Annotated in this window: 10 protein-coding genes; all 10 read right to left on the bottom strand. The window is 58.6% G+C overall.

Annotated elements, in window-relative coordinates:
• Nucleotides 1-14: 14 nt before the first annotated feature.
• A complete protein-coding gene (locus AC1DCM_RS11385) occupies nucleotides 15-971 on the bottom strand; it encodes a glycosyltransferase family 2 protein (protein ID WP_216924011.1) in 957 nt (318 codons plus the stop codon).
• A 3-nt stretch (nucleotides 972-974) separates the two neighbouring features.
• On the bottom strand, nucleotides 975-1,460 hold the full coding sequence (locus tag AC1DCM_RS11380; protein ID WP_477518297.1) for a GtrA family protein: 486 nt from the start codon (nucleotides 1,458-1,460) through the stop codon (nucleotides 975-977).
• 3 nt (nucleotides 1,461-1,463) lie between these two features.
• A complete protein-coding gene (locus AC1DCM_RS11375; RefSeq protein ID WP_477518296.1) occupies nucleotides 1,464-3,578 on the bottom strand; it encodes a DUF6541 family protein in 2,115 nt (704 codons plus the stop codon).
• A gap of 74 nt (nucleotides 3,579-3,652) precedes the next feature.
• Nucleotides 3,653-4,384 (bottom strand): ABC transporter ATP-binding protein, encoded by a 732-nt coding sequence (locus tag AC1DCM_RS11370; RefSeq protein WP_216924014.1) that lies wholly within the window; start codon nucleotides 4,382-4,384, stop codon nucleotides 3,653-3,655.
• On the bottom strand, nucleotides 4,385-5,242 hold the full coding sequence (locus tag AC1DCM_RS11365) for an ABC transporter permease (RefSeq protein WP_477518295.1): 858 nt from the start codon (nucleotides 5,240-5,242) through the stop codon (nucleotides 4,385-4,387).
• Between the two features lie 2 nt (nucleotides 5,243-5,244).
• Nucleotides 5,245-7,257: a glycosyltransferase gene (locus AC1DCM_RS11360; RefSeq protein WP_477518294.1), complete on the bottom strand. Its 2,013-nt coding sequence runs from the start codon at nucleotides 7,255-7,257 to the stop codon at nucleotides 5,245-5,247.
• The gene (glf, locus tag AC1DCM_RS11355) at nucleotides 7,254-8,438 is read right to left on the bottom strand and encodes a UDP-galactopyranose mutase (RefSeq protein ID WP_442003789.1); all 1,185 of its coding nucleotides are present in this window, start codon (nucleotides 8,436-8,438) and stop codon (nucleotides 7,254-7,256) included. The genes AC1DCM_RS11360 and glf overlap by 4 nt, the downstream gene beginning before the upstream one ends.
• Nucleotides 8,439-8,624: 186 nt before the next feature.
• Nucleotides 8,625-9,611, bottom strand: coding sequence for a Gfo/Idh/MocA family oxidoreductase (locus AC1DCM_RS11350; protein ID WP_442003788.1), 987 nt, complete (start codon nucleotides 9,609-9,611; stop codon nucleotides 8,625-8,627).
• Complete coding sequence (locus AC1DCM_RS11345; RefSeq protein ID WP_477518293.1) at nucleotides 9,611-10,702, bottom strand: DegT/DnrJ/EryC1/StrS family aminotransferase; 1,092 nt, start codon at nucleotides 10,700-10,702, stop codon at nucleotides 9,611-9,613. The genes AC1DCM_RS11350 and AC1DCM_RS11345 overlap by 1 nt, the downstream gene beginning before the upstream one ends.
• Nucleotides 10,699-11,316 carry an acyltransferase gene (locus tag AC1DCM_RS11340; RefSeq protein ID WP_216924020.1) on the bottom strand — a complete coding sequence of 206 codons (618 nt, stop codon included), beginning with the start codon at nucleotides 11,314-11,316 and terminating at the stop codon, nucleotides 10,699-10,701. The genes AC1DCM_RS11345 and AC1DCM_RS11340 overlap by 4 nt, the downstream gene beginning before the upstream one ends.
• Nucleotides 11,317-11,384 lie beyond the last annotated feature (68 nt).

The raw sequence follows: 11,384 nt of genomic DNA, 5'->3' as shown, positions 1-11,384 counted from the left end.
GTTCCAGGAATTCCCTACGTACGTTCCTTCATGGGATGCATCGTGGGTCTGTTTGGGCTTGCCTGTATGTCCAGTTGGAGGGATACCAACAGCATCTGAACTCCCAGCACAAAGGGCACAACAGCCAACATCACCGATCCCGCGGTAGGAGATCCTACGCTTGCCGCGAGCACCCAGATCCCAGCCACCAGACCCATGACAATAAGGGCGATGCCTGCGATCAACAGAAGAGCCACAGCTGAGAAGGACCACACCATGTACTTCCACCACACACGGCGCCAGAAGCCGCCAAAGAGCATGGCCAGCAGCTCGGGGATCACCTTCCGGAGCTTGATGCTGGAAACCTCGTTGCCGTAAACAGCAGGAATGGGGACATCCACAATCGGTACATCGAGGATATTCAGGTGAATCAGGAGGTCGTTCTCAAAGCTGTAGCGCGCAGCCACCTTATTCATTGGCAGGCGGCGAAGAACTTCCGTCCGGATCGCCGTGTAGCCATTCTGGGGGTCGAAGATGTGCCAGTAACCCGACGCCAGCTTTGTCATGAACGAGAGAACGATGTTTCCGAAGATACGGTATCCAGGCATGCCGGCAAAAGACTCACCTGAAAAGAAGCGGTTGGCCTTTGCAAAGCCGTAACCATCCACCACGGGGTCGAGCAGCTGGGGCAGGTACTCCGGATCCATCTGGGCGTCGCCGGCCATCACAACATTGATGTCGGAGCCCAACTCCATTGCTGCTTTATGGGCCGTCAGGACAGCGCCACCCACACCTTGATTGACCTCGTGCCGGATCAACGTGACCCTGCCGTCATCCGCCCGAAGGGCAGCCCCGGAGGTGTCGTCCGGGCTGCAGTCATCAACAATGACAATGTCATCGACGAAATCAGGCATCGTTTCGATCACCTGTGCGATGTGGTTCTCTTCTTTATAGGCCGGTACTACCGCGGCAATTCGAACGCCTCGATACATCGATTATCCTTCGCTGCTGTTAGGTGTGAATTTCTGTGCTGGCGCTTCAGTGCCCGAGGCGCCATCTGTCTGTCCGCCGGCGCTCTGCGGCTGCTTCTTTTGCGGGAAGATCCAGTGCTTGTAAATGAAGTAGTTCCAGCCCATGGTCACAATCGTCGCAACCACTTTACCGGCAACATATCCGGCCCCCAGGAACTGGAAAAGCTCGACGATTCCCATGACCGCCACGGTGTTGAAGGCCAGGAGTCCGGAGTACCGCAGCACTCCACCCAATGCCGTTCCGCCACCCCCGAAGGCAAAGTGGCGCTGCAGGAAATAGTTGAAGAAGAAACTTCCCCAGAATCCTGCGCCCGTGGCCAACCAAAGGGGCCAACCAAACACTTGGAAGCAGAGCGCCAGCAGACCGAGGTCCACAATGAAGCTCAGACCGCCCACCACGAGGAATCTGAACAAACTGGACGAGAGGAACTTTTTAATGAATGCCTTCATTGGTTAACAAATCCTTCCAAGCGGGGCGATGCCATCGGGGTTCCGGTTCTCGAGGATGCCCGGGACTCCATCAAGCTGCACACGGTCCTTGGCAGCGGCGTCGAAGGCTTGCTTGCCACCTGGTAACTGCGACCAATCGATCCGGTAGAGGGCAGCGTTTCCGTCACGCACAACAAGCTTCAAGTAAGGGATGGAATCAGGATGGGTCAAGCCTGCCTTGGGCTCATCCCAGGCCCGGATCCGACCGTCGGCTATGTACACCCATTCGATACCAAGCTCCGAAGCGGCAGCCCGCGCGTCGGGATCCGTCGCCAACTCAGGGAGCTTTTGCAGGACAAGCAGCTGGCGGTTCGTAGGAAGTATTTCGAAGTGCCGAATCATCGGCATTCGGTTCCCGAGTGCATACATCCATACGGAACCATCGCAGGAGTCATTCAGCACTGTGGCGTCCTGGGGGACGTACTGGTCGATTTTGCTCAGCAGATCCACTTCGGATGAACTCAGGGTGAGGCCATCCACCTTCGTATTGATGTTGATGCGTTCGGCGTTTTGCTTGAAATACGGGATCGCCCCAACGCCACACACCAGCAAAACTGCGACAGCAGCCGCCGCTGTGATGACGTGGTTGGGCCTGCGTCCCTTTGTGCCTTGGGATTCATGGGATGCTGCCCGACGATTGCGGAGCCACCGGACGGCCCACTCGATTGCCTCGCCAGCCTGGGCAACACCCAAGCCGGCAAGCGGCACGAGAAGCATGACAAGGATGCCGAAAATACGCCATTGATCGTCGTAAAAGGGGGCTGTCAGGTTCAGGAAACGGGGGCTGTCGCTGCCCATGGTGTAAACCGAAAGAAACGCAAAAGCCAGGACCGGGCCGAAGTACCACCACATGCGGATCCTGAAGACAACAGCAAGGCAGCCAAGTGCGACAAGCGTTGTCAGGATCGGCATTGCCATGGAGCCATGGTTCAGGAAAACAATGTTCTGAATGGCACCGTTTCGATCAGTATCCGGAGCCCACATCATCTTGGAGACGCGCTCAGATTCCTTAAGCATCTGGGTAATGATCGGCAGGCCGATGATCGCCGCGAGAACCCCTGACACCGCCAGGTAAACGGTAATGCCCAGGATCCGGCCCTTGCGTCGTATCAATGCGGAGAGCAGCCAGAAGACGAGGACCGGCAGTACTACGAACGCCAGCGAGGGGTGGACGGCAATAAGGCCCACTGCGCCGAAGGCAATGCCCAGGACCCAGAACTTTTGCCGCTCCAAGGCACCTTTGACGGCCAGGAAGACGAATGGACCCACCAAGAGCATGCCAGCGAAAAACGGAATCAGCGGGCCACGCCACAGTAAATCGTAGGGGTAGACCGTGAACCATCCCGACACTGCAGCCGCGGCGGCCACGGCAACAGGGCGGCGCGTGAGGATCATGGTCAAGGCCATGGCGCTGAGGGGCAACTGAACGGCCATCATCACCAAGACGAAAACATTCAGGAAGACCGGGATGCTGACACCACTCATCGGCCAGAACAGCGAGAGCACCGCGTGGAACGCAATCGGGTAGCTCCTGATGGGAGCATCAGAAATTGTGGTGTCGTAGTAGGCGAAGTTGCCCGCAATGGCGGGATCCCATTCATGATTCACGGAGATAAGCCGGATCATGTTGGCGTGCCAAGGAATGTCCCAGTCCTGGTTTATGCCCAGAAGGCCCTCAGTGCCGACAAACCATGCCACGGCGGCGACGGCTCCGCCCGCAACAAGGCCCACAAGCAGGATCCACCAGGAGCCCGCAAATCGGTGCTTACCGAAAATGCTTGGCTGTGTTCGCAGGGGTGTCTGGAACTTGTCGGGGAATCTGCGCCTCAACACGAGGCGCAGAGCCAACAGGACACCAGCCAACACCAGCAGAACGGCGGACACCGGAAGCAGCTGCCAGCTCAAGCCCAAGGAATTGCCCATCACACCGATGACCGTCAGGGCACCCATGCCCAACAATGGTGCCACGACGGGCAGGAGGGTTCGGCGCACTCCCAGCGCTTCTCCGAGAAGCCAGCCTGGACCCCACCACAACACAATGATCAGGAGTACACACAACAGCAGTGGGCCGATACCCATTCCTACGATCGCCTTTCCTAGATGCTTCCACTAGCCATCCCTTGACAGACGACTCTTGCTATTGGATGCGGGACTTAGTTGCGTTCCCGCAGCCAGGCGACAGCCTGATCAGCCGGACCTTCGAATTGGACAGTGCCGGAGGATAAGACGACTCCCCTGTCGCAGATCCGCGAAATCATGTCCAGGTCATGGCTGACAACCACGAGGGTCCTGCCTTCGTCGGACAGCTGCTTGATCTTGGCCAGGCACTTCCTCTGGAAAGGTTCATCTCCAACAGCCAGGATCTCGTCCACAAGGAAGATATCCGGCTGCGTATGAACTGCCACCGCAAAAGCAAGGCGCAGGAACATTCCGGAAGAATAGAACTTCACTTCCGTGTCGATGAACTGCTCGATTTCCGAGAAGGCGACGATCTCGTCGAATTTCTCGTTGATCTCCTGCTCTGTCATTCCAAGGATCGCGGCGTTAAGGAAGACGTTCTCACGGCCGGACAAATCCGGGTGAAACCCGGCCCCAACCTCAATCAGGCCCGCGACCCTGCCTTTGGTCCGCACAGTGCCCTGATCGGGAAGGATGACACCGGAGATCAACTTGAGCAACGTGGATTTACCGGAGCCGTTGAAGCCCAGAAGGGCCACAGTCTCCCCATCCTGTATCTCGAAGCTGACGTCGTGCAGGGCATCAAATTTCTTGGTGAGATCACCCTTGCGTCCCTTGACGAGCCACACAAGCGTCTCTTTAAGGGAGTGCGAGTGACGCAGATTAAAAGTCTTTTTCAAGCCCTTGACTATGACGGCGGCGCCCACTCAGACCTCCTGCGCAAAATGGCCTTCGAGCCGGCGGAACACCAGCTGGCCGATGATAAGGAAAACTGCGGCCATCCCCAGTCCAGCCAACCCCGTCAACATCAGGTGAGGGGGCAGTTCGACCGGCTTAGTGACCGTCGGGTACCAGAACGCCCAGTGGAACAATTCCACCGCCACGGTCACGGGGTTGAGCTGGTAGATCGTCAAGACCCAGTCCGGTGCAAGACGGCGGATCATGGTCCAGTCATAGAGGACGGGTGAAGTCCAGGTGACGATCATCATCAACATGTCAACGATGTTCTCTGCATCGCGGAAAAATACGTTGACAGCACCTGCCAGGAGGCCCAGGCCCGTGGCGGTTACGGCCACAATGACGAAGCCCAGCGCTGCACCAAGCAGCTGCATTACATCAGGTCGCCACCCGTTGAACAGGGCAGCAGCCAGCAAGACCACCAGTTGGGGAAGGAAATGCACGGCAGCGACCCAGACCGACGCCACGGGAAAAAGTTCCCGAGGCAGGTAGATCTTCTTCACCAGGGCCGCATTCCAGACTATGGAGCGCGTAGCGTTTGAAAACGCTTCAGTGAAGAAGTTGACGACGATGACGCCGGAGAACATGTACAGGGCGTAGTTGGGAATCTGGTCCCCCACGCGAAGGACGATGCCCAGTGCAAAGAACAGAACCAAGTACTGGACCAAGGGCTTCACATATGACCAAGCCAGACCCAGCACGGAACCCCGGTAGCGGACCCTGAGTTCCTTGCGGACGATCAGCTTAAGGAGRTACCGGCGCCGGAAAACATCCAGCAGACCGGCACCTACCCCGGGAACAGCATAAATATCAGTGGAGTTGGCCATCGCTACTTTTTGGGCTCCGAAGCATCGAATGTCTCGCGCCAGGACTCCATCGACGTGATCTGCGGCAGTGCTGCACGGTACTGGGCCCGAAGCGTCTCCCAATTCGAGAAAAGCTGAGCGTGCAGCTGCGTTGTTTCAACCAAAAGCCGGCGTGCCAGCTTGGGATCGCGCTGGTACCACGAGGCACCTGTGCCATCGGCATTGGAGACAACTGCACTGTCCAGGTGCGCCAAGCTCCACCATTTGCCGTCCTGATGCGCAACGTGGGCCTCAGGGTTGGTCTTGGCAGAATCGCGAACCGGAGCAAGGACCTGCTTGAGGACCGTCTTAACCGCCCAAGGCAGCAGGCCAAGGGCACCCGGCTGCTTGTAGGACTGCGGCTTCTTCGGCGGACGTTTGCGGAAGGACTCAGGGAAGGCGCCGGGATCGGTCTTGACTTGTGAGTCGACAAATTCCTCGCGCATGGCGCGAAGTTTGGGCATTGTGGTGGGCAGCTGCTCATGGAGCTTGCCTGGGCCCTCCAAGACATCCCGAAGAGCCATGACGCGGGCTTGCTCCGGGTAATACTGCATCGACACCAAATGCTTGATGTCCGTGTTCAGGCTTTCGCGGAAAATGCGGCCACCCTTGGGGAACGGCGAATGCAGAAGGGTCGCGATGAGCCTGTTGCGTTCGTGGTAGTAGGCCTGCCAGTCCACTGAGTCATCTTTATCAGCCCAGGAGACGTGCCAAACCGCTGCACCCGGCAGCGTAACCGTCGGGAAGCCTGCGGCACGGGCGCGCAGGGAGTATTCCGCGTCATCCCACTTGATGAAAACGGGAAGGGAGAGTCCAATGTTTTCCACGACGGTCTTGGGGATGAGGCACATCCACCAACCGTTGTAGTCAGCATCCCAGCGGCGGTGCAGCAAAGGCGTTGAGCGAAGGCCCTCCGCGGAGAAGTCGTGATTTCCCAGGCCCTCGACGGGTCCCCAGAGGAAGCGGTAAAAATTCACCACTTCCGCGTAGGCGTGCAATACGGACTTGTTGTACATATCGAACATGTGTCCACCGACGATGGTGGGCTTACGGCAGAGGTCGGCAAATGCGACCGCCCTGAGTACACCTTCGGTTTCAAGTTCAATGTCGTCGTCGAGCAGCATGACGTAGTCGCTCTTGTCAGAGACGAGCATCTCGTACATGTTGCGGGCAAACCCACCCGAACCACCAAGGTTGCCCTGGTTGATAATGCGCAACTGCTCGCCCATGGATGCGGCGACGGCGTCGAACCCGTCTTCGTCGGCCACCTTCTTGTTGCCTTGGTCCACGATGATCAGTTCCGCGAGGATTTCACGGAGACCGGAGTCGGCATCGATTGACTTGATGGTTTCAAGGCAGTAGTCGGCACGGTTGAACGTTGTAACACCCAGCGTGACTTTCCCCTGGGGCCTGCCTTCATCAGGAACAGCCCAGTGGGCGCTCTTAAGCGTCATTCCATCGCCGCCGGCAATGAGGTCGAACCAGTACCAACCGCCATCGCCAAAGGGAGCGAGCGTAAGTTCGAAGTCGTTCGACGCAGTTCCCTCAACGAGGATCGAGTCGACCCGCTGCGACGCGCCGCGCGCATTCGACCGGTAAACGATGACCGTTCCTTCGCCCTCGGTCTCGATGTGGAGAACCGTCTTTGTGGCAATGGTCCATTTGCGCCAGTAACTGGCCGGGAAGGCATTGAAGTAGGACCCAAAGGAAAGACGCTCGCCCCGGCGCACCTGTACCGACCCACGGTCCAGGATGTCCTCCGGGTGGAGTTTGCGGGCCATGCCCACTGCCTGCACAATTGCTGAGCCGTTGTCATCCTGCTTGCGGACCTTGTTGGTGTCCGGATCGACATAGAGCGGCAGGGTATCGAGGTCGCGGTTGGCCGGGAAAACCACACGCTGGACTATTCGAAGGTTCTGCTGAGTCGAGGCCGGGCTGTCTGCGGCTGTTGTGGCCGTCATGGCAGTCTCCTGGCTTTCATTTGTTGTGGCGGTCATGCGTCCACTCCACCACTTTCCAGCTTGGCGCCGCCCGTAAAGTGCGGCTTGATCTTGTTGTCGAACATGGACAGGGCCGAGCCGATGGCCATGTGCATGTCCAAGTACTTGTACGTTCCAAGACGCCCGCCAAACAGTACAGACTTCTCGCCACGTGCAAGATCACGGTACGCGAGCAGTTTGCTGCGGTCTTCTGATGTGTTGACGGGGTAGTAAGGCTCGTCGCCCTTCTCCGCAAAACGCGAGAATTCGCGCATGATGACCGTCGCGTCCTTCGTGTAGTCGCGCTCAGGGTGGAAGTGGCGGAACTCGTGGATGCGAGTGAAAGCAGTCTCCGGGTCCGGGTAGTTCATCACCGGGCACCCCTGGAAATCCTCAATCGGCAGCACTTCTTCTTCGAGGTCGATCGTGCGCCAGGAGAGATCACCCTCGGCGTAGTCGAAGTAGCGGTCAACCGGGCCTGTGTAGATGACTGGAACCTGCCCAAGAACGGATGAACGGCCGAATTCGCCATCGTCAAAGAAATCCGTGTTCAGGACAACTTCAATGTTGGGGTTGTCCGCCATGCGTTCGATCCAGGCCGTATAACCGTCAACCGGGAGGCCTTCATGTGCGTCATTGAAGTAACGGTTGTCATAGTTGTAGCGCACGGGGAGCCTGGAGATGATCTCCGCGGGAAGGTCCTTCGGATCCGTCTGCCACTGCTTGCCCGTGTAGTGCTTGATGAATGCCTCGTACAGGGGCCGTCCGATCAGCTGGATTCCCTTGTCATTCAGGTTCTGGGGATCAGTGCCGGCAAGCTCGCCCGCTTGCTCGGCAATGAGCTGACGAGCTTCGGTGGGGCTCATTGCTGCACGGAAGAACTGGTTGATGGTGCCGAGGTTGATCGGCATGGGGTACACCTCGCCCTTGTGGCTGGTGTAAACCTTGTGCTGGTAGCTCGTGAACTTGGTGAACCTGTTCACGTACTCCCAGACACGTTCATTCGAAGTATGGAAGAGATGCGCTCCGTAGCGGTGCACCTCGATGCCCGTCTTCTCTTCATTCTCGCTGTAGGCGTTTCCTCCAATATGGTGGCGGCGATCAAGAACCGCGACCTTTAGCCCCAACTCGGTAGCGGCGCGTTCTGCAATGGTCAGGCCAAAGAAACCCGAGCCGACGACGACGAGATCAGCGTTCACAAACTCTCCTGTGTATTGGCGTGCGGGCACAGAAGTGCCCACGTCTACTGGTCAAGGCTACCCGACATGGCGTGCGTTCCCCGTATCCGGGCCCTTGGCCAAGCAGGGGCGGCTGGGGTCCACAAACACCAGAGGGAGGCTGGCACGTGGCCAGCCTCCCCCAAAGGCGATGCTTGATTTGGCGTCTCAGAGGCTGATGACAGAGCCCGATTTGGCGGAGTCCAACACGGCCTCAGCAACCCGCAGGGTCTCAAGGCCTTCGGCCATCGTGACGATATTCATCGACTTTCCGAGGATTGCATCGCGGAACGCCTCGTGTTCCATCTTTAGCGGCTCCCGCTTGGCAAGGGCGAACCGGGTGGAGGACCCCTCCGATACTCCGCGGAAGGCTGCGACGGAATCCCAATCAGTCTGGAACGTTCCGTTCTCCACGAAGGTCAGGTCTGCAGAAATGGTGTCGGCGATGAACGCCCCCCGTTCGCCCAGAACGACCGTTGTACGTTCCTTCATGGGTGACAACCAATTCACGATGTGGTTGGTTACGACACCGCTCCTGAGGTGGCCAATGGCTGTAACCATGTCTTCATGTTCGCGGCCACTGCGGGAGGTCGTGTGCGCTACGACGTTCACGAAGTTGCTCTGCGCCAGCCATGCGGTGAGGTCGATATCGTGCGTCGCAAGATCCTTGACCACCCCGACGTCGGCGATGCGCGCCGGGAAGGGTCCCTGCCGTCTTGTGCTGATCTGGTAAACGTCACCAAGGTCACCATTCCCGAGCCGCTCGCGAAGGCTTTGCAGGGAAGGGTTAAAGCGCTCGATGTGACCGACCGCGCCGATGAGGCCGTTGGCTTCGAAGGCCTTGGCAATGCGTCCGCCCGACTCGGAATCGTTCGCGATCGGCTTCTCGACGAGACAGTGGATACCGGCCTCAGCAAGCCGCAACGCCACTTCCTCGTGCAGGATGGTCGGCACGGCAGCCACTGCCATGTCGATTCCCTGCTCAATCAGTTCCTCAACTGTGTTGTAGACAGTCAGGCCATCAGCAACATTGTGTGGATCACCGAACGAATCCGCGACAGCAACCAGGTCAACGCCATCAAGCTCGCGGATTACGCGGGCATGGTGGCGGCCCATCATACCCAGTCCGATGAGGCCTGCCCGGAGGTTTGCCACTAGCTTCCTGCCTTTGCGATGGCGTTGACAGCCGTCACGATGCGGTCCAGATCATCCTGGCTCAACGATGGGTGCACCGGGAGGGACAGCACGCTGGCTGCAGATACCTCGGTTACAGGCAGCTCATCCGATGTCTGGAAGGGCGCAAGGCGGTGGTTCGGGATGGGGTAGTACACGCCACAACCGACGTTGTATTCCTCACGCAATGCCTTAGCGAAACCATCACGGTCATCGGTAATGCGGATGGTGTACTGGTGGTAGACGTGCTCATAGCCCTCGGCTACCTTCGGGGTGATGACGCCTTCGATGTTTGCGTCAAAGAATGCTGCGTTTTCCTGCCGCGTCTTCGTCCAGCCTTTGACCTTTGTCAGTTGGACGCGCCCGATGGCTGCATGGATGTTGGTCATGCGGGCGTTAAAGCCAACCAACTCATTTTCGTACTGGCGCTCCATGCCCTGGTTACGCAAGAGGCGGAGGCGGCGTTCGACGTCGGCCAGGCCTGTGCTGACCATCCCACCTTCGCCGGAAGTCATGTTCTTCGTGGGGTAGAGGCTGAACATGGCGAAGTCGCCGAAGGTTCCGACCTTCCGGCCGTTGACAGCGGCACCATGAGCCTGGGCCGCATCCTCGAACACCTTAACGCCGTGCTTCGAAGCGAGCGCGCCGATGGCATCGACGTCGAAGGGGTGACCGTAGAGGTGGACCGGCATGATCGCAGCCGTGCGGTCGGTGATCTTCGACTCAACGGACGCAGGGTCCAGCGTGTAATAATCCGGGTCAACATCGGCAAAGACCGGCGTGGCTCCGGTCAGCGCCACCGAGTTGGCCGTGGCTGCGAAGGTGAAGGAAGGAACAATGACTTCGTCGCCGGCGCCAATGCCGGCGGCCAGAAGGCCAAGGTGCAGCCCTGAGGTGCCAGAGTTGACGGCGACAGCTGCGCGGCCGTCCAGAAGTACTTGGGAAAATTCCTGCTCGAAGGACGCAACCTCCGAGCCTTGGGCAAGCTGGCCGGAGGCCAGAACTGCCTCTACGGCCTTGCGCTCGTCGTCGCCAATGATGGGTTTGGCGGGGGGAATGAATTCGGGGCTCATGCCTCTACCTCTCGAAGTGTCTCGTTCTGTTCAACATATGTGGCGCCGGTTTCCGGGCATACCCAGTTCCCGCCAATGTTCTGCAGCGGGAAGCCCGCCTTACCGACCCAGCCCCGCCGCTTGGCCGGAACCCCGACCATCAGCGCGAAATCAGGGACATCTTTGGCAACAACTGCTCCGGCGGCTACGGTGGCCCAGCGTCCGATGGTCACGGGAGCGACGCACACGGCGCGGGCACCAATGGACGCTCCTTCACGAATAGTGACGCCCACAGGCTCCCAGTCGTGCGCACTCTTCAGACTTCCGTCCGGACCTACAGCACGGGGATAAGTATCGTTCGTCAGCACTACTGCGGGACCGATAAACACGCCGGCCTCCAGTTCTGCGGGCTCGTAGACAAGTGCATAGTTCTGGACTTTGCAGTTGTCCCCCATCTTGACGCCAGTGCCTATGTAGGCGCCGCGTCCGACGATGCAATTGACACCCAATTCAGCTTTCTCGCGGACTTGGGCCAGATGCCAGATCTTGGATCCATCACCAATTACCGCCTCGTCTGAAACATCGGCGCTCTCTGCAACCACTATCACCGGTGAAGGTCCCTTCTCATTGAGCACACGCGACAACGAGTTTCATCTTAGCCGAGACGCCATGTCCTCGCGTCAAGTCGGCGCCTTCAGCCGGT

This window comes from Paenarthrobacter sp. 10N417, from assembly GCF_056394745.1.
This window is presented reverse-complemented; position numbering and strand designations above follow the sequence as displayed.

Bases quoted from the DNA above. Each gene is read 5' to 3' on its own strand.
- AC1DCM_RS11385 (WP_216924011.1), bottom strand. From the start codon at position 971: ATGTATCGAGGCGTTCGAATTGCCGCGGTAGTACCGGCCTATAAAGAA.
- AC1DCM_RS11380 (WP_477518297.1), bottom strand. From the start codon at position 1,460: ATGAAGGCATTCATTAAAAAGTTCCTCTCGTCCAGTTTGTTCAGATTC.
- AC1DCM_RS11375 (WP_477518296.1), bottom strand. From the start codon at position 3,578: ATGGGTATCGGCCCACTGCTGTTGTGTGTACTCCTGATCATTGTGTTG.
- AC1DCM_RS11360 (WP_477518294.1), bottom strand. From the start codon at position 7,257: ATGACCGCCACAACAAATGAAAGCCAGGAGACTGCCATGACGGCCACA.
- AC1DCM_RS11345 (WP_477518293.1), bottom strand. From the start codon at position 10,702: ATGAGCCCCGAATTCATTCCCCCCGCCAAACCCATCATTGGCGACGAC.